18 protein-coding genes and 5 tRNA genes are annotated in these 21,788 nt (G+C 43.7%); 17 read left to right on the top strand and 6 right to left on the bottom strand.

Annotated features, from left to right (window positions below):
• Positions 1–54: 54 nt before the first annotated feature.
• Complete coding sequence (rpoS, locus tag ACOQOE_RS15770; RefSeq protein ID WP_067867188.1) at positions 55–1,062, top strand: RNA polymerase sigma factor RpoS; 1,008 nt, start codon at positions 55–57, stop codon at positions 1,060–1,062.
• Between the two features lie 48 nt (positions 1,063–1,110).
• On the opposite strand, the gene mutS is transcribed toward rpoS, so the two are convergent.
• On the bottom strand, positions 1,111–3,678 hold the full coding sequence (gene mutS / locus ACOQOE_RS15765; protein WP_420554438.1) for a DNA mismatch repair protein MutS: 2,568 nt from the start codon (positions 3,676–3,678) through the stop codon (positions 1,111–1,113).
• 183 nt (positions 3,679–3,861) lie between these two features.
• Here mutS and pncC point away from each other — a divergent pair, with 183 nt between their 5' ends.
• The 14 genes from pncC (at position 3,862) to ACOQOE_RS15695 (ending at position 16,008) form a co-directional block, all read left to right on the top strand.
• Positions 3,862–4,338 (top strand): nicotinamide-nucleotide amidase, encoded by a 477-nt coding sequence (gene pncC, locus ACOQOE_RS15760; protein WP_420554437.1) that lies wholly within the window; start codon positions 3,862–3,864, stop codon positions 4,336–4,338.
• Between the two features lie 90 nt (positions 4,339–4,428).
• Positions 4,429–5,469, top strand: a complete 1,041-nt coding sequence (recA, locus tag ACOQOE_RS15755; RefSeq protein ID WP_067867183.1) for a recombinase RecA — start codon at positions 4,429–4,431, stop codon at positions 5,467–5,469.
• 89 nt (positions 5,470–5,558) lie between these two features.
• Positions 5,559–6,026, top strand: a complete 468-nt coding sequence (locus tag ACOQOE_RS15750) for a regulatory protein RecX (RefSeq protein WP_420554436.1) — start codon at positions 5,559–5,561, stop codon at positions 6,024–6,026.
• A gap of 203 nt (positions 6,027–6,229) precedes the next feature.
• On the top strand, positions 6,230–8,824 hold the full coding sequence (gene alaS / locus ACOQOE_RS15745; RefSeq protein WP_067867241.1) for an alanine--tRNA ligase: 2,595 nt from the start codon (positions 6,230–6,232) through the stop codon (positions 8,822–8,824).
• A gap of 21 nt (positions 8,825–8,845) precedes the next feature.
• Complete coding sequence (locus ACOQOE_RS15740; RefSeq protein ID WP_420554435.1) at positions 8,846–10,087, top strand: aspartate kinase; 1,242 nt, start codon at positions 8,846–8,848, stop codon at positions 10,085–10,087.
• 141 nt (positions 10,088–10,228) lie between these two features.
• Positions 10,229–10,414, top strand: a complete 186-nt coding sequence (gene csrA, locus ACOQOE_RS15735) for a carbon storage regulator CsrA (protein WP_067867177.1) — start codon at positions 10,229–10,231, stop codon at positions 10,412–10,414.
• Positions 10,415–10,474: 60 nt separating this feature from the next.
• A tRNA-Ser gene (locus ACOQOE_RS15730) sits at positions 10,475–10,564 on the top strand.
• A 9-nt stretch (positions 10,565–10,573) separates the two neighbouring features.
• Positions 10,574–10,650, top strand: a tRNA-Arg gene (locus ACOQOE_RS15725).
• 30 nt (positions 10,651–10,680) lie between these two features.
• Positions 10,681–10,757: transfer RNA gene (locus tag ACOQOE_RS15720), tRNA-Arg, on the top strand.
• Positions 10,758–10,780: 23 nt separating this feature from the next.
• Positions 10,781–10,857 (top strand) — tRNA-Arg (locus tag ACOQOE_RS15715).
• Positions 10,858–10,937: 80 nt separating this feature from the next.
• On the top strand, positions 10,938–12,404 hold the full coding sequence (gene thiI, locus ACOQOE_RS15710; RefSeq protein ID WP_420554434.1) for a tRNA uracil 4-sulfurtransferase ThiI: 1,467 nt from the start codon (positions 10,938–10,940) through the stop codon (positions 12,402–12,404).
• Positions 12,405–12,627: 223 nt separating this feature from the next.
• Entirely contained in the window at positions 12,628–12,864 is a 237-nt protein-coding gene (locus ACOQOE_RS15705; RefSeq protein WP_067867173.1) for an OadG family protein, read from the top strand.
• A gap of 56 nt (positions 12,865–12,920) precedes the next feature.
• Positions 12,921–14,696: a sodium-extruding oxaloacetate decarboxylase subunit alpha gene (oadA, locus tag ACOQOE_RS15700; protein ID WP_420554433.1), complete on the top strand. Its 1,776-nt coding sequence runs from the start codon at positions 12,921–12,923 to the stop codon at positions 14,694–14,696.
• Positions 14,697–14,706: 10 nt separating this feature from the next.
• On the top strand, positions 14,707–16,008 hold the full coding sequence (locus tag ACOQOE_RS15695; protein ID WP_067867169.1) for a sodium ion-translocating decarboxylase subunit beta: 1,302 nt from the start codon (positions 14,707–14,709) through the stop codon (positions 16,006–16,008).
• Between the two features lie 74 nt (positions 16,009–16,082).
• Here ACOQOE_RS15695 and ACOQOE_RS15690 read toward each other — a convergent pair whose 3' ends face one another.
• Positions 16,083–17,006, bottom strand: coding sequence for a histone deacetylase family protein (locus ACOQOE_RS15690; RefSeq protein WP_067867167.1), 924 nt, complete (start codon positions 17,004–17,006; stop codon positions 16,083–16,085).
• 293 nt (positions 17,007–17,299) lie between these two features.
• On the opposite strand from ACOQOE_RS15690, the gene ACOQOE_RS15685 reads away from it, so the two are divergent.
• Positions 17,300–18,904, top strand: a complete 1,605-nt coding sequence (locus tag ACOQOE_RS15685) for a tetratricopeptide repeat protein (protein ID WP_420554432.1) — start codon at positions 17,300–17,302, stop codon at positions 18,902–18,904.
• Between the two features lie 40 nt (positions 18,905–18,944).
• Here the strand turns inward: ACOQOE_RS15685 and ACOQOE_RS15680 are convergent.
• From ACOQOE_RS15680 to flgA, 4 genes are all read right to left on the bottom strand, one after another.
• Positions 18,945–19,021: transfer RNA gene (locus ACOQOE_RS15680), tRNA-Arg, on the bottom strand.
• Positions 19,022–19,100: 79 nt separating this feature from the next.
• Positions 19,101–19,589, bottom strand: coding sequence for a flagella synthesis protein FlgN (locus ACOQOE_RS15675; RefSeq protein ID WP_067867155.1), 489 nt, complete (start codon positions 19,587–19,589; stop codon positions 19,101–19,103).
• Positions 19,590–19,598: 9 nt separating this feature from the next.
• Positions 19,599–19,910: a flagellar biosynthesis anti-sigma factor FlgM gene (gene flgM / locus ACOQOE_RS15670; protein ID WP_067867153.1), complete on the bottom strand. Its 312-nt coding sequence runs from the start codon at positions 19,908–19,910 to the stop codon at positions 19,599–19,601.
• A 137-nt stretch (positions 19,911–20,047) separates the two neighbouring features.
• Entirely contained in the window at positions 20,048–20,743 is a 696-nt protein-coding gene (flgA, locus tag ACOQOE_RS15665) for a flagellar basal body P-ring formation chaperone FlgA (protein WP_067867151.1), read from the bottom strand.
• Between the two features lie 83 nt (positions 20,744–20,826).
• On the opposite strand from flgA, the gene ACOQOE_RS15660 reads away from it, so the two are divergent.
• On the top strand, positions 20,827–21,765 hold the full coding sequence (locus ACOQOE_RS15660; RefSeq protein ID WP_420554431.1) for a chemotaxis protein CheV: 939 nt from the start codon (positions 20,827–20,829) through the stop codon (positions 21,763–21,765).
• Positions 21,766–21,788 lie beyond the last annotated feature (23 nt).

Raw genomic sequence — 21,788 nt, 5'->3', positions numbered from 1 at the left:
ATAATAATAAAAAATCTGTTTTTTTTTTTGAATGCGACGTTTAGGGAACGGGTTATGGAGAATATGGATAACGACTGCAAATTGGAGTTGCAGGGTGCTGCTGTAAGCGATGAGCAGCTTCCAGAAAAACCGGATCAGACCACTGTAACATCCGAAGAAAAAAAGGAGCTTTTAAATAGTGGGCGGGGACGCGGTAGCATTGCCCACAAAGATTTGTTAAATGCTAAAAATTTGGATGCGACACAGCTTTATCTGAATGAAATAGGCTTTTCGCCACTTTTGAGTGCAGAGGAGGAGGTTCATTTCTCCCGTTTATCACTTAAGGGCGATGAGTCTGCACGTAAACGAATGATCGAGAGCAACTTAAGATTAGTTGTTAAGATTTCTCGCCGTTATATCAATAGAGGTCTTACGCTGTTAGATCTTATTGAGGAGGGGAATTTAGGATTGATTCGTGCGGTTGAAAAATTTGACCCTGAACGAGGTTTCCGTTTTTCAACTTATGCTACATGGTGGATTCGTCAAACGATTGAACGAGCGATTATGAATCAGACTCGTACAATTAGGCTGCCGATTCATGTGGTTAAAGAGTTAAATGTCTATCTTCGAGCCTCAAGAGAGTTAGCGCACAAATTGGATCATGAGCCTTCAGTTGAAGAAATAGCTGAGCTGGTGGAGAAGCCTGTTGAGAACGTAGAACGTATGATGGGTCTCAATGAACGTGTAACTTCGATTGATACGCCAATGGGTAAAGATTCAGACAAATCTTTACTCGATACCATCCCTGATACTATTTCGACCGACCCTGCTACTTTACTTCAGAACTCCAATATCAGTGGGAATCTGGATAATTGGTTGAATAGCTTGCCTGAGAAGCATGCTGAGGTTTTATCTCGGCGTTTTGGCCTTCGTGGTTATGAAATGAGTACTTTAGAAGAAGTGGGGAGAGAAATTGGTCTGACCCGTGAACGTGTTCGTCAAATTCAAGTTGAAGCGCTGCGTAAACTGCGTGATATTGTCGAAAGAAATGGCTTAAGTGGAGAAGATCTACTTCAGCAATAGATTGTTTTGTATCTCGATAAAAAAACCGCCATTGGCGGTTTTTTGTATTTATTTAACTAATTCCTTTAGTTCGTATAAAAGCTCCAATGCCTGTCGTGGAGAAAGCTCATCAGGCGCTATCTTTTTAAGCTCTTTTACGGCTTTGTGAGTCGGTGCGGAAAACATATCGTTCTGAACCGGTGGTGGCGGTGTTGTCATCTGTGCTGCGACGGTAACATCTTGTTCTAGCTGTAGCAGTTTTGTTTTTGCCTGCTGTATTACTTGCAGCGGTACACCAGCTAGCTGAGCAACCTGTAAACCGTAACTTTGACTTGCTGGGCCCTCTTTGACTTCATGAAGGAAGATAATATGATCATTGTGTTCCACTGCCGTTAAATGCACATTAAATACGCTTGGTGCTTGTTCTGGCAAGCTGGTCAATTCAAAGTAATGGGTTGCAAAGAGTGTAAAAGCGCGGGTTTCACGGGCAAGATTTTCTGCACATGCCCAAGCGAGGGATAAGCCATCAAAGGTGCTGGTACCTCGACCTACTTCATCCATTAATACCAAGCTGCGATCCGTTGCGTTATGCATAATGTTAGCAGTCTCGGTCATCTCTACCATGAAGGTGGATCGACCACCTGCTAAGTCATCGGATGAACCCATGCGGGTGAATATTCGATCAACGATGCCGATTGTTGCCGCACTTGCGGGTACATAGCTTCCTATGTGGGCCAGTAAAGTGATAAGCGCTGCTTGACGCATATAGGTGGATTTACCACCCATGTTCGGGCCGGTGATGATTAACATCTTTCGTTTAGCGTCGAGTTCTAAGTCATTAGAGACAAAAGGATCGTCTAAAACTGATTCAACTACAGGGTGGCGACCCCGTTGAATTTTTATTTGTGGTTCATCCGTCAACGTTGGTGGGACGTAATCAAGTGTTGATGCGCGTTCTGCTAAATTGTTTAAGGTATCTAGTTCGGCTATAGCGGCTGAGGAATCTTGTAATTCGGCGAGTTCTGTCGCTAAGGTTTCAAGCAGCTCATCATAAAGTGCTTTTTCCCGTGATAGGGCGCGGCTTTTGGCGGATAGGGCCTTGTCTTCGAACTCTTTAAGTTCAGGGGTTATATAGCGCTCTGCGTTTTTGAGTGTTTGGCGACGTATATATTCAGCGGGTAGCTCCGCTTTTTGCGCTTTGCCTATCTCTATAAAATAACCGTGTACTCGGTTATAGCCTACTTTTAAGGTTGGAATACCTGTGCGTTCACGTTCTCGACGCTCAAGTTCAATCAAGTATGCACCAGCATTTTCACTTAAACCGCGTAATTCATCGAGCTCTGTATCAAAACCTTCAGCGATCACGCCGCCATCACGAATAATTACGGGAGGGTTATCAATAATGGCTCGGCTGAGTAAGTTCGCTAAAGTAGGGAACTCTTTAATTGTTTCGGCAAGTTCCGCCACTCTTGGCGCTGTGGTGCCCCGCAGTTGATTTTGAAGGCTAGGCAGTACATTTAATGAATTTCTTAGTCTTTCTAAGTCACGGGGGCGTGCTGAACGAAGGGCTATTCGCGCTAAGATTCGTTCACTATCACCAATATTTTTAAGGTCTTGTTCTATGTTTTCAAAACGATATTCATCTTGAAGCCATTGGATTGAGGCTTGCCGTGCTAAGAGGGCGCTTCTGTCTTGCAACGGTCTATGCAGCCAGCGTCTCAATAAACGACTCCCCATCGGAGTACGGCATTTGTCGATTACTTGGGCGAGTGTATTATCGAATCCGCCTGACAGGTTTTGATCAATTTCTAAATTCTTACGGGTGGCCGCATCTAAAGCGACGCAATCGTTGTGGTGCTCAACTTGGATGCGACGAATGTGGGGGAGTGCGGTTCTTTGGGTGTCTTTCGCGTACTGGAGTAAACACCCCGCTGCGCTGATTGCTACCTTATGCTGTTCGCAGCCAAACCCACCGAGATCTTTGACCTTAAATTGCTGACATAAAAGGTTATGAGCGGTATCGTTCTCAAAGTGCCAAGGTGCTTGGGGCCGTAAGCTTTTATGTGTAGCTAACAAGGTGCCTAGAGGCGTTTCTTCATTGAATAAGGTTTCAGAAGGGCGTAAGCGCTCGAGTTCACTTAAAAGTGAGTCCTGAGTATTAACTTCAAGCAAACTAAAACGGCCTGATGTTATATCGACAATAGCGAGGCCATAAATATCATCAACCTGATTGATAGCGACTAATAGGTTGTCTCGATTTTCGTCTAAGAGTGCTTCATCACTGACGGTTCCCGGGGTGATAATACGGGCAACGGCCCGTTCGACTGGCCCTTTGCTGGTGGCAGGGTCGCCAATCTGCTCGCAGATGACAACGGATTCACCGGCACGGACAATTTTGCCTACATAGGTCTCTGCTGCATGGTACGGGATGCCCGCCATAGGGATGGGTTCCCCGCCTGACTTTCCACGTGCAGTTAAGGAAATATCCAGTAGCTCAGAGGCTTTTTTTGCATCATCATAGAAAAGCTCATAAAAGTCTCCCATCCGATAAAAGACAAGTTGATTAGGATGTTGAGCCTTAATGCGTAGGTATTGCTGCATCATAGGGGTGTGGGTTGGGGATGCTTTGGTAACCATCTGATTATACTGTCTATTTTTGAGTAAGTTAGTTATGTTTAGGTGCAGTTATTAGAGGCATTGTACGTTAAATGGATATGACAACATAGATGCGATTATATATGTGTTCGTGTCTTTCTTTTTGTTGTTTTAGTGAGAAATGAGAATAATAAAAGAGATAAGTTGTGGATAAGTGGAGTCTATATGCAACAGCTAGTATGTGAGATTGCTAAGAAAGCGATCGAAAAGAAAGTAATGATAGCTACTGCAGAATCATGCACCGGTGGTTGGATTGCTCAAGAGATAACAGCCGTGGCGGGTAGTTCTGAGTGGTTTGATCGTGGCTTTGTTACTTACAGTAATCAATCGAAGCAGGAGATGCTAGGGGTATCTGAACAGACCTTAGAGATGTTTGGAGCGGTATCTGAGAATGTGGTGATTGAGATGGCCGAAGGTGTCTTATTACATAGCTCTGCTCAGTTGTCTGTTGTAACAAGTGGAATAGCGGGTCCTGGTGGAGGGAGTGAAGAAAAGCCCGTTGGTACGGTTTGGTTTGCGTGGGCGGTGCATGAAAAGCCGACCCGAACGGCAGTTTTTCAGTTTAATGGGGATCGTGAATCCGTTCGAAAACAAGCGGTTAGGGTTGCGCTTGAAGGAATTTTACATAACTTGACTATCTGAGGGTTGCAATCCAGAAATGTTATGAAATAATACTGTCCATACATACAGTATATTTCAACGTAATGTGAAATAACTTAGACAGGGTTTAAGATGGACGCGAATCGTAAAAAAGCGCTTGATGCAGCATTAGGGCAGATCGAAAGACAGTTTGGTAAAGGCGCAGTCATGCGTATGGGAGATCAGCCAAGAGAGGCAATCCCTGCCGTATCGACAGGGTCTTTAGGGCTGGATATTGCGCTAGGTATAGGCGGATTACCTTATGGTCGTATTGTTGAGATTTATGGTCCAGAATCCTCCGGTAAAACAACACTGACTCTGCAGGTGATTGCCGAAGCACAGAAAGAAGGGAAAACCTGCGCGTTTGTGGATGCTGAGCATGCGTTGGACCCTATCTATGCTGAAAAATTAGGTGTTGATGTAGACAGTTTGCTGGTCTCTCAGCCTGATACAGGTGAGCAGGCGTTAGAAATTACCGATATGTTAGTGCGCTCAAATGCGGTGGATGTGATTATTGTTGACTCCGTAGCTGCTTTAACACCTAAAGCCGAAATTGAAGGTGATATGGGTGATACTCATGTTGGCTTGCAGGCACGTTTGATGTCCCAAGCTCTGCGTAAGCTGACAGGCAATGTTAAAAATTCAAACTGTCTATTAGTCTTTATTAATCAGATCCGTATGAAAATCGGTGTGATGTTCGGTAATCCTGAAACTACAACAGGTGGTAATGCGCTTAAATTTTATTCCTCTGTACGTTTGGATATACGCCGCACAGGAGCGGTTAAGTTGGGAGATGAGGTTATTGGCAACGAGACACGTGTTAAAGTTGTAAAAAACAAAGTATCACCTCCTTTCCGTCAGGCTGAGTTTCAAATTATGTATGGTAGGGGTATCTACCATATGGGTGAGGTAATTGATCTCGGCGTTAAAGAGAAGCTTGTTGATAAGTCTGGTGCATGGTACGCATATAATGGCGATAAAATTGGTCAAGGTAAGGCTAATGCTGCGAAGTTTTTAGAAGAAAATCGTGAAATCGCTAATGAAATTGAAACTGAATTACGTAAACGTTTATTGGCAGCTGCTCCTGCAGAAAAGGAAGAGAGTGATTCTTCTGAGAATCTTGATCTTATTTAATAATAGACTAGGTTAAGATTAAGGCCTCCCTCACTTAGTGATGGAGGTCTTTTTTGTTTCAATGCCTAGAGCTTGCTAAAGGCAATGTCATGGATAGAGAAATTACTAAAAAAGATGTATGGAATAGAGCGATAGTTCTACTCGCGCGGCGTGAATACTCTAAAGGTGAACTGCGAAAGAAGCTGTTGTTAATATCGGGTGATATAGACGTTGAATCTGTATTGAATGACTTGGAATTGGCGGGTTATCAATCAGATTTGAGATTTGTTGAAAGCTTTATACGTATGAGGGTGTCTCAAGGGCATGGTCTGATGCGTATTCGTTTTGATCTTAAGCGTAAGGGTGTTGATGAAGCGCTTATCGAGGAGGTCTTAGAGGCGAGTGAAGTTGATTGGTTTGAGCTAGCGTTTGAGTTATATGGGCGCAAATATGCAATATCGTCTAAGCCCTTGGATTATAAGGAGCGTGCAAGAAGAGTTCGTTTTATGAGTCAACGTGGTTTCTCATTTGATGAAATTCAATATGCTGAAAATGAAGTGTTAAAAAATACAAATTAACGCATAAATTAGGTATGTAGGTTATAGATCCCCATTAATCGTCCTATTAATGGTCATTAATTCAAAAATATTCGAACAATTTCAGTACAGGATATATACTATGGCGCCCATATTTGTGGTTACTTTTTTCTGTCGTGGCTATTAGACGGTCATTTGGCAGGTTTACTGGAACGGACACGCATACGGTTCATCTAATGAAATACATGACAAGTGCTGAAATTCGCCAAGCTTTTTTAGATTATTTTAATAAGCAAGGCCATGAGGTTGTAGCGAGTAGCTCCCTCATTCCTGCCAATGATCCTACATTGATGTTTACCAATGCGGGCATGGTTCAGTTTAAGGATGTTTTCCTCGGTAGCGACAAACGAAGCTATTCTCGTGCTACCAGTTCTCAGCGTTGTGTACGAGCCGGCGGGAAGCATAATGACTTAGAGAATGTAGGCTATACCGCTCGACATCATACATTTTTTGAGATGTTGGGTAATTTTAGCTTTGGTGACTATTTTAAGCGTGATGCTATTCAGTTTGCTTGGAGCTTTCTCACTGAAGTGATGGGGCTGCCAAAAGAGCGATTATGGGTCACGGTTCATCATTCAGATGCTGAAGCTGAGAAAATTTGGAAAAATGAGATCGGTGTTGATCCTGAGCGTTTTTCTAAATTGGATGAAGATAATTTTTGGTCTATGGGCGATACCGGCCCTTGCGGTCCTTGTACTGAGATCTTTTTTGATCATGGTGAAGATGTTTGGGGGGGGCCTCCAGGCAGCCCTGAAGAAGATGGTGATCGTTACATCGAAATCTGGAACGTTGTATTTATGCAATACAACCGCAGTGCTGACGGTGAAATGACGCCGTTACCTAAGCCATCCGTAGATACGGGGATGGGTTTAGAACGTATAGCGGCAATCATGCAGGGTGTCCATTCAAACTATGAGATTGATTTGTTTCAGAGCTTACTTAAGTCAACGGCAGAGGCTGTAGGCGTGAGTGATCTTGATAATAAATCATTACGTGTAATTGCCGATCATATTCGTTCTTGTTCGTTTCTTATTGTTGATGGTGTTTTGCCTTCTAACGAAGGTGCCGGTTATGTATTGCGACGTATTATCCGTCGCGCTGTTCGTCACGGCAATAAGTTGGGGGCAAGTGGTCCTTTCTTTAATCAATTAGTGACAGCGCTTGTTAAGGAAATGGGCGAAGCCTATCCAGAATTAAAAGAGAAGCAATCTCAAGTGGAGCGCGTTCTTCTAAAAGAGGAAGAGCAGTTTGCGAAGACGTTAGATCACGGTATGCGTATACTACAGGAAGCGATTGAGCAGTTAGATGGCTCAGAAATTCCAGGAGAAACGATCTTTAAGTTATACGACACTTATGGTTTCCCATTTGACTTAACTGCCGATGTTGCACGTGAACATGAGCTAAGTGTTGATGAAGCAGGTTTTGAGCGGGCAATGGAAGCCCAGCGTGAACGTGCGCGTGCAGCTGGAAAGTTCTCAGTAGATTATAACGATGCGATCCGTCTTGACGGTTCGACTGACTTTACTGGCTATGAACGATTGAATGATACAGCCACGGTTGTAGCGTTATTCTCTGACGGAAGTGAAGTGCAGCAGCTTGCTGAAGGTCAGCAGGCTATTGTTGTACTAGATAAAACACCGTTCTACGCTGAATCGGGTGGTCAAGTAGGCGATAGCGGCGTTTTAACGTCAAATACTGCTCGTTTTGATGTGGCTGACTGCACTAAAGAGGGTAAAAATCACCTCCATCATGGTGTATTAACCTCAGGTTCATTGACTGTAGGTGATCATATTTTACCTGAAGTAGACGCGGTACGCCGTCAAGCGATTGCCTTGAATCATTCAGCTACCCATCTATTGCATGCGGCACTTTCCACTGTATTGGGGGGGCACGTGCAGCAAAAAGGCTCTCTTAATGATGAAGAGCGTTTACGCTTCGATTTTTCTCATTTTGAAGCGATGACGGCTGAGCAGATAAGTGAAGTTGAGCGTCTTGTTAATGAGCAGATTCGCCAGAATTCAGAAGTTGTTACTGAAATCATGGGAATAGATGCAGCTAAAGAGAAAGGCGCAGCGGCATTGTTCGGTGAAAAATACGATGAGACCGTTAGAGTCCTAACTATGGGGGGGGACTTCTCCATCGAGCTTTGTGGTGGTACTCATGCTAAGCGTACTGGTGATATAGGTTTATTAAAAATTGTATCTGAAAGCGGTGTAGCTGCAGGCGTTAGACGTATTGAAGCAGTCACAGGTTTAGGCGCTCTTAACTGGTTGAACGAAACAGATTTAACTTTGTCTACTGTTTCAGCGTTAGTTAAAGGTTCGCGCGAATCTGTTATTGATAAAGTTAAAGGATTGTCTGAGCGAAATCGTCAGTTAGAAAAAGAGCTGGAGCAATTGAAAACTAAGTTGGCTTCAGCGGCGGGCTCAGATCTTCTTGGCTCTGCAATAGAGGTTAGCGGCGTTAAGGTGCTTGCGGCTCAATTAGAAGGTGTAGAAGCCAAAGCACTACGTGACACGATTGATCAGTTGAAAAACAAGTTAGGTAGTGGCGTGGTCGTATTAGCTACTGTGCAGGATGGCAAGATCGCTTTAGCAGCCGGTGTTACTAAGGAACTGACAAGTCAAATTAAAGCGGGCGATATCATCAAAGACCTGACGGGTAAAATTGGTGGTAAAGGCGGTGGTCGTCCTGATTTTGCGCAGGGTGGTGGTACGGATTTAGATGCATTGTCTGCTGCGCTTGGTTCAGTAGAAGATCTTGTTAAGGCAGCGGTTTAATCTGCTCGTAGGGTATTAATTATGGCGCTGTATGTACAAAAATACGGTGGTACATCCGTAGGTAGTGTTGAGCGGATTGAAGCTGTGGCTGAAAAAGTGCAAGGCTTCAAGCAGCAGGGGCATGACATCGTTGTTGTTGTGTCTGCGATGAGTGGTGAGACTAATCGTCTTATCGGCTTAGCTAAAGAGATACAGCCGCAAACACCAAGTCCTCGTGAGATGGATGTGCTGCTCTCTACAGGTGAGCAGGTAACTATAGCTCTACTCTGTATGGCGCTAGAGAAAAGAGGTGTTCCTGCGCGTTCTTATACGGGTAGTCAGGTTAAAATTTTAACTGACTCTTCCCATATGAAAGCGCGGATAGAGGATATAGAAGTCTCATCTATGCAAGCTGATTTGGCTGAGGGGCGTGTTATTGTTGTTGCCGGTTTCCAAGGTGTTGATGTTGACGGCAATATCACGACTTTAGGTCGTGGAGGTTCTGATACGACGGGTGTCGCATTAGCTGCGGCATTAAAGGCTGACGAATGTCAGATCTATACTGACGTTGATGGCGTATACACTACTGATCCTAGAGTTGTTAGTGGGGCGCAACGCTTAGATGTGATCACCTTTGAGGAGATGCTAGAAATGGCCAGCCTTGGTTCAAAGGTGCTGCAGATTCGCGCGGTTGAGTTTGCTGGAAAATATAAGGTTCCCTTGAGAGTGCTGCATAGTTTTCAAGATGGGCCGGGTACGTTGATTACCATAGAGGATGAGTCAACTGTGGAAAAACCAATTATTTCAGGTATTGCGTTTAATCGTGATGAAGCAAAACTAACGGTTATGGGAGTACCTGATATACCAGGTGTGGCTTCCAAAATATTAGGTCCAGTTAGTCGTGCAAATATAGAAGTTGATGTGATCGTGCAGAATGTTGCTGCGGATAACACAACGGATTTTACTTTCACTGTACATCGCAATGATTACGATGTTGCGCGTAGCGTGCTTGAGAAGGCCTCAGAGGCGCTTGGGGCCCGTGAGGTGGTGGGAGATAACAAAATTGCCAAAGTTTCTATTGTGGGCGTTGGTATGCGCTCTCATGCGGGAGTGGCAAGTAAAATGTTTGATGCTTTGGCAGAAGAGAATATTAATATTCAGATGATATCTACCTCTGAAATTAAGGTTTCTGTTGTTATTGCTGAAAAGTATCTAGAGCTGGCAGTACGTGCTTTGCACTCTGTTTTTGAGCTAGATGCGAACAACTCTGTAAGTGAAAAATAGCACTTATAGTGGGAAGCTAGTCTATAGTTAGGTTAGCGTTATTATATGGGCAGCGTATTGGTAGGGTATTGGATGAATACCGGTGTGCAGGTTGTTTTGTTGAGCAAGCTGGCCTTGGATGTACAAAGGAGATTCTAAAGTATGTTAATTCTTACTCGTCGTGTAGGCGAAACTTTAATGGTTGGTGACGAAGTCACTGTTACAGTCCTTGGTGTGAAGGGTAATCAGGTTCGTATAGGTGTAAATGCGCCTAAAGATGTGTCTGTTCACCGGGAAGAAATCTATCAGCGTATCCAGCGTGAGAAGGAAGAAGAGGGAAATCAGTAATAAATTTCAAATCTTTTCTTTCCTTTTTAAAATCAGTTAGGTATATTACGCGCCGTTGTTGGTGAGCTGGCCGAGTGGCTGAAGGCGCGCCCCTGCTAAGGGCGTATAGGAGAAATCTTATCTAGGGTTCGAATCCCTAGCTCACCGCCATTTGATTAAGCGCCCGTAGCTCAGCTGGATAGAGTACCTGGCTACGAACCAGGCGGTCAGAGGTTCGAATCCTCTCGGGCGCGCCAATCAAATACAACGGTCTTACTTTTTGGAATGCGCCCGTAGCTCAGCTGGATAGAGTACCTGGCTACGAACCAGGCGGTCAGAGGTTCGAATCCTCTCGGGCGCGCCACTTCAAAAAAATATTTCAGATATGCGCCCGTAGCTCAGCTGGATAGAGTACCTGGCTACGAACCAGGCGGTCAGAGGTTCGAATCCTCTCGGGCGCGCCATCTAAACCTAAGCTGTATATGTATATCCCTTCGTTTTATAATAACCATTCATATTCCTTTATATTGTTGAGCTCCCCGCTATGAAGTTCTCTATTCGTTTATTTCCAGAAATTACTATTAAAAGCCGTCCGGTACGCAAACGTTTGATTCAGCGATTACAGAGTAATCTGCAGAATATGATGCGTCGTGTTGACGAGCAGATTAAAGTGCGCGGTCACTGGGATAAGCTCGATGTTGTGTGTGAGGGGGCTAGTGCCGAGATCGTGGCGCAAGTCGTTGATCTTATGCAACGTACGCCGGGTATTCATAGTTTTGTGGAAGTGACAGAGTATCCATTGGGTGATTTTCACGATATATACGAAAAAGCTCATGCTATTTATGCAGATGAGTTGAGGGGCAAAACGTTTAAGGTACGTGTGAAGCGCTCAGGCAAACACGAGTTTCGTTCTATTGATGTTGAACGTTATGTAGGGGGTGGGCTTAATCAGCACTCAGAAGCCCTTGGAGTGGATGTACATAAGCCTGATCTTTATGTGGATTTAGAAATTCGTAATGACAAGCTGCATGTGGTTACGAATACTTACAAAGGTCTTGGCGGTTTTCCGCTCGGTACACAAGAAGCGACCTTGTCTTTAATTTCAGGTGGATTTGATTCCATTGTTGCCAGCTACATGTCCATGCGACGTGGCTGTAAAACCCATTTTCTTTTCTTCAACTTAGGTGGGCATGCACATGAGATTGGTGTGAAACAAGTTGCCCTGTATTTATGGCAGCGATATGGCTCCTCTGCGCGGGTTAAGTTTATTACCATCCCGTTTGATGAAGTTATAGGTGAAATTCTTCAGTCCGTTCATCATTCACATATGGGTGTTGTTCTTAAGCGCATGATGATGAGGGCTAGCGAGCAGGTCTCCGATCGTATGGGGATAGATGCTTTAGTGACAGGCGAAAGTATTGCTCAAGTCTCTAGTCAAACGTTACCTAATTTGGCGATTATTGATGCTGCGACAGAGAAGCTCGTGGTAAGGCCGCTGATAACAATGGATAAGCAAGATATTATCGATATAACGCGTGAAATCGGTGTTTATGATTTTGCTAAAAATATGCCTGAATACTGCGGAGTTATCTCTGATCGTCCGACGACGTGCGCTAAGAAAGACCGCGTCGAGAAGGAAGAGTCAGATTTTGACTACGAAGTGCTAGAAAGGGCCTTGGAGCGCCGCCAGGTTATCAGTATCGACGAGATTGTTGAAGACGTAAATATTCATGCGGAAGTTGAGGCCTTAACCAACGTCGGTGCCAATCAAGTTGTCGTTGATATTCGTGCGCCCCATGAGCAGGAAAAGAAACCCTTGAATATTCCGGGATGTGAAATTCAGTTGGTACCCTTTTTTGCTCTATCCACCGCGGCAGATGGCTTTTCTGAAGACAAAGATTATCTACTATACTGTGAGAAAGGTGTGATGAGCCAGATGCATGCCCACCAAATGCAAGAGCGGGGTTTCAGTAACGTAAAAGTGTACCGCCCAGGTGTAGCCGAAAAATAGGGCTGTTTTTTAGTTTAAGCGGCAGTGTGCCTATGTTTTTGGGTATTATGCCGTTAATTAGATGAATTTTGATCTCAATTTATTGCCAGAAATAGACTTTTCGGGTTTAATTGTGGTCCATTTGCAACCAGTGCATTCGCTAGTGAACGTTTATAATTTATAAACGGATCAAAAGTCGCTTACTAAGCGAATGGGTTTCGATAAGTACAGGAGCATCCATAAGATGGAAAATCTGCTATCAGAAGGCCTAGAATTAATGGCCTTTGGTATGGGATTCGTATTTGTATTTCTAACTTTGTTGGTATTCACAACTTCGGGAATGTCAAAAGTAGTTAGCAAGTATTTCCCAGAAACACCTGCTAAGCCGAAAGCAAAAAAAGCTGCACCAACAGCTGCTACGGCTAGTAATGATGAGTTGATAGCTGTAATGACAGCTGCTGTTCATAAATACCGTTCATAAACAAAGAACGGATAAATAAAGAATAATCTGCATTAATCGACAGAAGGCCATTACCCATGACCGACGCTAAGAAACCACTTGGTATTACCGACGTAGTTTTACGTGACGCACATCAGTCACTTTTTGCTACGCGTATGCGAGTTGAAGATATGCTGCCGATCGCGGAAAAGCTGGATAAAGTAGGCTTTTGGTCCCTAGAAAGCTGGGGCGGCGCAACATTTGACTCATGTATTCGTTTTATCGGAGAAGATCCGTGGGAACGTATCCGTCTGCTTAAGCAGGCAATGCCAAATACTAAACAGCAGATGCTTCTGCGTGGACAGAACCTGCTCGGTTATCGTCATTACGCCGATGATGTTGTAAACAAATTCGTTGAGCGTGCTGCAACCAATGGTGTTGATGTGTTCCGTATCTTTGATGCGATGAACGATCCACGCAACCTTGAAACAGCGATTAAAGCTGTTAAGGCAACTGGTAAGCATGCTCAAGGCACAATCTCTTTCACAAAAAGCCCTGTTCATACCACAGATATGTGGGTTGAATATGCAAAAACGTTAGAAGATAAAGGTGCCGACTCTATTGCGATCAAAGATATGTCAGGTATCTTGACGCCTTATGATGCATTTGATCTGGTTTCCCGTCTTAAGGCGCAAACGGATCTAGAAGTTCAGCTACATGCGCACGCTACATCAGGATTGTCAGATATGACAATCCTGAAGGCAGTAGAAGCGGGTATTGACCGTGTTGATACAGCCATCTCTTCTATGTCGATGACTTATGGTCATACGGCTACAGAGTCTGTAGTTGCTGCCTTAGCCGGTACAGATCGCGATACAGGCCTTGATCTGCTACAACTTGAAGAGATAGCAGCTTACTTCCGTGATGTGCGTAAAAAATACGCTAAATTTGAAGGTTCTCTACGTGGAACCGATTCTCGTATCCTTGTTGCTCAAGTACCTGGTGGCATGTTGACTAACATGGAAGGCCAGCTGAAAGAGCAAGGCGCTGCTGATAAGTTTGACGATGTGTTGGCAGAGATTCCACGAGTACGTGAAGATCTAGGCTGGATCCCGTTGGTAACACCTACGTCTCAAATCGTAGGTACGCAAGCGGTGATTAACGTCCTTATGGGCGAGCGTTACAAAACTATCTCTAAAGAAGTTCAAGGTATCCTTAAAGGTGAGTATGGTGCAGCTCCTTCATCATACAATGTAGAACTTCAGACGCGTGTTTTAGATGGCGGCGAAGAGATAACTTGCCGTCCTGCTGATCTACTTGAGCCAGAAATGGATAAGCTTGTTGCTGAGTTGAAAAATCTAGCAACTGAAAAAGGCATCAACCTAACGACTGGTGAGAACGAGATTGACGATGTTCTAACCTATGCGTTATTCCCACAGATTGGCCTTAAATTCCTTGAGAATCGTAATAATCCTGATGCATTTGAACCTGCACCAACATTAGAGGACGCACTAGCGATGTCTGCACCTAAGAAATCTGGATCAGAAGTTTACACAATCACTGTTAACGGTCAGAACTACGTTGTACAAGTGGCTGAAGGCGGAGATATCTCAGCTGTAGCACCCGCATCTGCTGCGCCAGCTGCTGCTCCTGCCGGCGAAGGTGAAGATATTCCTGCACCGCTAGCGGGTAACATTTGGAAGGTTGAAGTGTCTGCAGGACAGGCGGTTCAAGAGGGTGATGTACTTGTTATCCTAGAAGCGATGAAAATGGAAACGGAAGTACGTGCAGCACGCGCAGGTACTGTTGTGTCTGTTGATGTGAGCGAAGGTGACGCTGTTCAGGTTGGCGATTCTTTGCTGACACTGGCGTAAGGTATTCTAGATGGAAAAGTTAACCCAACTGTTTACAGCCTCAGGTATTTATAATATCACGGGCGGCCAGTTCATCATGATTTTGGTTGGCTTGTTGCTATTGTTTCTAGCCATTCGAAAGAACTTTGAACCTTTATTGCTAGTGCCTATTGGCTTTGGCGGCATTATGGCAAATATCCCTGAAGCGGGACTTGCTTATTCTGCAGTTGAAAACGCAGTGCATTTTGCTGTACCTGAAGTGTTGAACTCGCTTGCAGGTGCGCTCAATATAGCTAGTACAGACCCTCATGAGATTCTTCATGCTTACCATGGTGCATCAGCTGCTGAGCATACGGCTGCAGTTTATGCGGCTCAAGATAGCGGTTATAACAACGGAATGTTGTATAACTTCTATACGGTTGCTATTGCTTCGGGTGCCGCACCATTGCTGATCTTTATGGGCGTAGGGGCGATGACTGATTTTGGTCCCTTGTTGGCTAACCCTAAAACACTGTTCTTAGGTGCTGCTGCGCAATTTGGTATCTTTGCGACTGTATTAGGGGCTGTTGGCCTAACAACGCTGGGTGTTATGGACTTTAACATTCAGGAAGCCGCTGCTATAGGTATCATTGGCGGTGCTGATGGACCAACAGCAATCTATGTGACGAGCTTGCTTGCTCCTCATTTACTTGGTGCAATTGCGGTAGCTGCTTACTCTTACATGGCGCTCGTTCCCCTGATTCAGCCGCCTATCATGAAAGCTTTAACTACAGAAGCTGAACGTAAGATCGCAATGCATCAGCTACGTCATGTGAGCAAGACTGAGAAGATTCTTTTCCCAATCTTACTACTTGTACTTGTTGCCTTGTTACTGCCTGATGCTGCTCCATTATTGGGTATGTTCTGCTTTGGTAATTTAATGCGAGAGTGTGGTGTTGTTGATCGTTTAAGTGATACTGCACAAAATGCACTTATTAACATTGTTACTATCTTCTTGGGCTTATCTGTTGGTTCTAAATTGTCTGCAGATAAGTTCCTCGATTTCCAGACGCTTGGTATTCTGTCTTTGGGTATTGTGGCGTTTGGTATTGGTACTGCCTGTGGTGTTATCATGGCTAAGATCATGAACAAAATGGCAGGTGGTAACGCTATTAATCCTCTGATTGGATCAGCTGGTGTATCAGCTGTACCTATGGCAGCACGTGTATCAAATAAGATCGGTCTTGAGTCGAACCCTCAAAACTTCCTTCTGATGCATGCTATGGGGCCAAACGTAGCGGGTGTAATTGGATCTGCAGTGGCTGCGGGTGTAATGATTAAGTTTGTAAGTTAAGCTTATTTCAAGACGATAAAAGTAAGTCATTAAAAAGGCTGCCACTTGGCAGCCTTTTTTTGTTGATCTTGGTGTTAATGTCCCGAAAGAACTTCGATATGAGCTTGTACGCTAAAGGCGAGCGATATTGGGTTATAACCGCCCTCTAAAATAGACACTATGCGATTCTTACTATATGTCTTTGCCGCATCCATCAAAAACTGAGTGACCCAGCGATAGTCCTCTTCATTTAGTTTTATATCTGCCATTGGGTCTTCATGATGGGCATCAAAGCCTGCAGAGATGATGATCATATCGGGCTTATGTGCTTGTATCGCAGGTAACCATCTTGATTCAACCAATTTGCGGAACACCATGCCATCACTATGGGCTTCCATAGGGCAGTTTATGATATTGTCTCGCTGGATATCGCTATAGCGTTTGGGATAGAAAGGGTGCTGAAAGGTCGAGCACACTAGCACTTCAGGCCTGTCTTTAAATATATCAACGGTCCCGTTTCCTTGGTGGACGTCAAAATCAAAGATCGCCACGCGTTCTATACCTGGCTGCTGTAAGGCATGCATGGCAGCAATTGCCGCATTGTTATAAAAGCAGAACCCCATAGGGTTATTATGCTCTGCATGATGCCCAGGCGGACGTACAGCGCAGAATGCGTTTTGAGCTTTGCCTGCAATTACCCTGTTTGTGGCTAATATAGCTGATCCGGCTGCTAAGCTTGCTGCATGTAATGAGTCTGGGCATAGGGCGGTATCTTCATCGGTATAGATAACACCTTGTTCAGGAAGTTTCATTTCTAAACGCTTTTGATGGAGATGGGCATGAACTAATTGGATCTGTTCAGGGAGGACGTGAACGGATTGAATCTGTTCAAGTTCTTGCATCAGCCCTGTTTTTTCCAGTACTTTCTTAATGGCGACAAGGCGAATAGGGCTTTCTGGATGCTCTGGCCCCATATTATGTAAGCCACAATCATCATGTGTGATAAATGCTGTAGTCATAAGTATCTATTTTTATATGTTTTTATGTAGTGTACCTGAAACCTATAGATGAAGAACTCATCATATTGTATCAATACTCCCAGATTACGCTCAGTGGGAGCGGTTTTTCTTGATCTGGGTCATGCGCGTTTAGTTGTTCTCCCTATAAGATAGTCAACACAGCATAGAACTGTCTTGGCACCAAGTGTTTCACCCTACGCTTGGTGCTTTTTTTGTTTTCAGTAAATGCTTTTGTCTTGAGGCCTCCGCTTTTATACTGCATACATATATGTAACTTTATCGCGGATGGTTGAGTGGCCAAAGTAGATTATTCTGACAAAAAAGTGTTGCTGATTGAAAGTAGTGGCAACATGCGTGCAACAATCTTCTATATGCTAAGAAGCTTAGGAGTAGTGAATCTTAAAGCCATCACTATTAATGAGCGAGTCCTATCCGAAATATCCGAAAATAACTACGATGTTATTCTGCTCGGTCATAACATAAATGACAGTGTTGCCGGTATTCAAATTCTTGAAGAGTGCCGCTATCTTGGTTATATAAAACCAAGTGCGTGCTGGGTTTTTATGACCAGCGATTCGTCGCAAGAAGTTATTTTGCATGCAATTGATAGCCGCCCTGATGAGCTTATTATGAAGCCTTTCTCAATCGATGAGCTTAAGCATCGATTAGATAGCATCTTGTTTCGTAAAACCATTTTTAAACCCATTGACGATGCGCTTGAGATTGGAGATTACCCTACGGCTATAAATTACTGCAAAAATAACTTTGCTAGTTATGATGCCGAATATGATGAAGCACAGTTAATTTTATCGCGTTTATTAACTCAGTTTGGTAAATCGCAGGAAGCTGCCAAAATTGCAGAAAAGCTCTATTGGAAAGGCCATGATAAAGAAGCGGGCTTGTGTTGGGCACAGGCGCTTCTAGCGCAAGGTAATATTGAAGAAGCGCAGCGATTGTTAAATGAGCTGATTAGTGAATACCCTTTATTTATTGTTGCTTACGACCTTTTAGCTTCTAGTCATGAGAAAAATGGTGATCTTGAATTAGCCTGTGAAACAGTAAATGAAGCCACTCAAAGGTCGCCATTGGGTATCCCTCGCCAAATGGAATTGGGTCGTTTAGCTACCCAAACAAAAAAACTCGACCTCGCTGGAGGTGCTTATAAAAAGTCGATCGCATTAGGTCGGCATAGTTGTTATAAGTCCCCAGAACCGTATTTACGTCTAGCAAATGTAAAGCGGATAGAGCTTTCGGCAGCAGAAGGTAATGCAGAAATAGGGCTTCATAATGAGTTTGAAAGCATAATTGAACAGGCTTATAAAACCTTTCCTGAAGATCATCTGTTAAAAGTAAAAGCGTCATTGCTAAAAAGTGAGATGTATAACCAACTTGGTGATACTGAAGCGGCAAGTAAATGCACACGTGATGCTCAGAGAGCTAATTCGGAGCTATCCACACCGTTAAACTTAGAACGTGAACTACTCAATGTAATGGGTGATGCTGTACCGCTGATCGAGCCTGAGAAGACGAAGCGTGTAACACCTGCGGTCAGTAAAAAACATGACCCTGAGATGAGTGTTAAAGTGAATCGCTTAGGTGTTAAGCATTACCTCTCAGGTAAAATGCCTCAAGCCCTCAAGTACTTTGGTCTAGCGACCGAATATGACACGACTAACGTCAATGCCTTGCTTAACTTGGCTCAACTTTTTCTTGAGTCGGCGAGAGACACCGTAGATAAGCGTGCAGAGCGCTTAAAAATGGTAGAACGTTATTTAAAATTATCGAGCCGATTGGTTTCTGATGGCGTTGAGAAAGATAAATATCACCGATTACAACAGTATTTAGAGCAAGGAATAGGTAAGTTGCCTAATGGTTCTTTGGGAAATCTTATACGCTAACCGGCTGCCGAAGATGTTTTCGGACTTAAAGCTGAAGAAATGGTGTCCCAGAGAGGATTCGAACCCCTGGCCTGTCCCTTAGGAGGGGACCGCTCTATCCTACTGAGCTACTGGGACTGAAGTAGGTGTGAAATTCTGCGAGATTCTAGCGCTAATTCTATGAAGAGTCACTAGCTAGGCGTGGTATTAGGATGGTTTAGGCTTTGCCTATCCTGTTTTGAGCTTTATAAAGCCCAGAGCTGCCTGCTTTAGTGTAGAGCTGATCCTGTTTTTTCTGTCCGCGCACAATGGCTAGTAACTGGGTTACATTTTGTTGACTGCGGTGAATCGCTTGCTCGTTACGCTTATTTTTATGTTGTAATTCTTTCAAATACTGCTTGATAAGCACGTAGTGTTCAGCTGCTTGCGATAAAAATGGGCTGTCTTCTTCCATATTTCTGGGAAGCCCATAATCACCCGCTTCGATGTTATAACCGAAAGATTTCAGTAGTTCTACGCGTTCGAGGGTGAAATTATGGAAGCTATTGAGCAGGGCCATTTTTTCCTGAGTGGTATCACTCAAGCGATCAATGTCTTTGCTGCTCAGAGCTTCAAGCTCTTTGTCGTAAATAGAGCTGAGTGATTCTAAAAGCAAAATACCCTGCTCTAGCAGGGTATTAAGTTCTGTTATTTGTTGCTCAGTCATGTCATTGCTTTAAAGTAGGTTATCAAAGTTAAGCATCTTTTCAGCTACGCGTTCAGCGTTAATCTGATAGCTACCACTTTCTATTTCCTGTTTGATTCGCTCGACACGTTCATTGTCCACATCAGGTGTGTCAGACAGTTGTTTGTCAACATTCTGCAGTAACTGTGCTGCATTGCTGAGATTGACTGTATCACCTTTATTGGACGGGGGCTGCTGGGCAACTGCACCGTTGCCATTTTTGGCAGCGTTACCTTGCTCATTAGTCCGTGCACGAGTGCTTGCCGTCTGTGATGATGACAGGCTCGTGAGATCATTAATCATTTATCCGTCCTCTATATTGTATCTGAACAAGCTTATCGGCGGCTCTTAATAGAACTTTAAGAAAAAATTAAATTATTTTCTTGTGGTATTGATGCAGTATAGCAGTTGAATTATGGCCAATCTACTTGGGTTTAAGGCTAAGGGACTTGTACTAAGCCCGCTTGGATTATTTTAGCTTTAACCATCACTCCTGAACGGTCATTTCTGACTTTTATCTGTTCCCCTAGTGTGCCGCTTTCGAGGGCAGTACCTGATGTTCGGATACTTACGCCATTAAGCTTGGCTTCAATAATAAGTGCGTCCCCTTTAGATACAGCTAAAGGTACTTTGAGCATTGATGTGGTTATTATTGTATCGGCGGCAATGCTTCTTTTGCTTGTCCAGCCTAGAATATCTTGGAGTTTGGTAAAATAAGCCGATCTTAAAGAAGTTATCTCAACCTCTTTAAGTTTTATATCTTGGATGCTGATATAGGTTCCGCGGGCTAAACTAGATTGTGCGACTACAGCTATATCAAATTCTTTTACTTCTGCTGTTATGAATAGCTGCCAAAGAGGTGATGGGCAGCGCGCTTTTAGGGTGATACGACTGCCATTTCCCTTTGGTGTTTGAAATTCATACGGTTTTAAACAGCTTTTTAGGTTGATTTTTCTGCTAATCGGGTTAAGTTTGATCTCTACACGTGTGCCAGTCCCTGTGTTGCTGTAGTGTTTATATAGGTAATGTTCAGCCGACTGCTCAAGTTTTTCTGCTTCACCAGCAGCAAAAAGCTGTAAAGGTGACAAAAGAAAAGTGGTTAGTAGGAAAAGTCGTGTTAAATTATAAGTATTCACGTTGTGTCATCAATATTCAGGGTGGCGTATTTGTGTGCAATATAAAAATAGAATTGATTTAATCTCTACGGGATTGTTAGATCATGTCAGGTATCCTAGATAGTGTAAACCTACGTACTCAGATGGTGGGCCAGAATAGGCTCGAACTATTATTGTTCGCTTTGGAAAGTGATCAGCAGTACGGCATTAATGTGTTTAAAGTACGAGAAGTTTTACAGTGCCCAAAACTTACAGAGGTCCCTAGACAGACTTCTGCGATTAAAGGGATGGCACATATTCGTGGTGAGACAATTCCTGTATTGGATCTGTCAGAAGCGATTGGGCGTGAGTCTGTACCTAAAGATCAACGTAGTGACTGTTTTCTGATTGTCGCTGAGTATAATCGTCGTACATTGGCATTTTTAGTGCGCCAAGTAGATCGTATTCTGAATACGCAGTGGGACCAGATTATGGCTCCACCAACAGAAATAGGTGTAGAAAACTATCTGACAGCTATTTTTGAGCACGAAGATCGACTGATAGAGATCTTAGATGTCGAGCAGATTCTTGCTGACCTTTACCCTATGGCTACAGAGGTAAGTAAAGAGGTGGCTGATGATCAGCTTCGTGAAAAGGCCAAAGAATATCAGATACTTATAACTGATGACTCTTCGGTTGCGCGTAACCAAATGAAGCGTAGTTTAGAAAGTCTAGGGATTAAAGTTACAGCGTGTAATAATGGTCGACAGGCATGGGACTTCTTGTGTGATTTGGCCGATCGTGGGGTTGATGTAACAACTCATTTCCTGATGGTTATTTCAGATATAGAAATGCCTGAAATGGACGGTTATACCTTAACTTCTATGATCCGTGATGATGAGCGTATGAAAAATATGCATGTTGTTTTACATACATCCCTATCCGGTGGTTTTAACGTATCAATGGTTAAAAAGGTTGGTGCTGATGGCTTTCTTGCTAAATTTAACCCTGATGATTTGGCGGCAGCGGTTGTGAAACGTATTAATCAAGTTGAAACAAAGTAGCAGCGCATGTTGAATAGGAGTGC

This window comes from Neptuniibacter marinus (assembly GCF_965223595.1).
GTDB lineage: Bacteria > Pseudomonadota > Gammaproteobacteria > Pseudomonadales > Balneatricaceae > Neptuniibacter > Neptuniibacter marinus.
Note: the sequence above shows the minus strand (reverse complement) of the source record. Positions and strands in the feature narration are given on the sequence as shown.

Coding starts and splice junctions, on each gene's coding strand:
- rpoS (WP_067867188.1), top strand. CDS start 55: ATGGAGAATATGGATAACGACTGCAAATTGGAGTTGCAGGGTGCTGCT.
- mutS (WP_420554438.1), bottom strand. CDS start 3,678: ATGGTTACCAAAGCATCCCCAACCCACACCCCTATGATGCAGCAATAC.
- pncC (WP_420554437.1), top strand. CDS start 3,862: ATGCAACAGCTAGTATGTGAGATTGCTAAGAAAGCGATCGAAAAGAAA.
- recA (WP_067867183.1), top strand. CDS start 4,429: ATGGACGCGAATCGTAAAAAAGCGCTTGATGCAGCATTAGGGCAGATC.
- ACOQOE_RS15750 (WP_420554436.1), top strand. CDS start 5,559: ATGGATAGAGAAATTACTAAAAAAGATGTATGGAATAGAGCGATAGTT.
- alaS (WP_067867241.1), top strand. CDS start 6,230: ATGACAAGTGCTGAAATTCGCCAAGCTTTTTTAGATTATTTTAATAAG.
- ACOQOE_RS15740 (WP_420554435.1), top strand. CDS start 8,846: ATGGCGCTGTATGTACAAAAATACGGTGGTACATCCGTAGGTAGTGTT.
- csrA (WP_067867177.1), top strand. CDS start 10,229: ATGTTAATTCTTACTCGTCGTGTAGGCGAAACTTTAATGGTTGGTGAC.
- thiI (WP_420554434.1), top strand. CDS start 10,938: ATGAAGTTCTCTATTCGTTTATTTCCAGAAATTACTATTAAAAGCCGT.
- ACOQOE_RS15705 (WP_067867173.1), top strand. CDS start 12,628: ATGGAAAATCTGCTATCAGAAGGCCTAGAATTAATGGCCTTTGGTATG.
- oadA (WP_420554433.1), top strand. CDS start 12,921: ATGACCGACGCTAAGAAACCACTTGGTATTACCGACGTAGTTTTACGT.
- ACOQOE_RS15695 (WP_067867169.1), top strand. CDS start 14,707: ATGGAAAAGTTAACCCAACTGTTTACAGCCTCAGGTATTTATAATATC.
- ACOQOE_RS15690 (WP_067867167.1), bottom strand. CDS start 17,006: ATGACTACAGCATTTATCACACATGATGATTGTGGCTTACATAATATG.
- ACOQOE_RS15675 (WP_067867155.1), bottom strand. CDS start 19,589: ATGACTGAGCAACAAATAACAGAACTTAATACCCTGCTAGAGCAGGGT.
- flgM (WP_067867153.1), bottom strand. CDS start 19,910: ATGATTAATGATCTCACGAGCCTGTCATCATCACAGACGGCAAGCACT.
- ACOQOE_RS15660 (WP_420554431.1), top strand. CDS start 20,827: ATGTCAGGTATCCTAGATAGTGTAAACCTACGTACTCAGATGGTGGGC.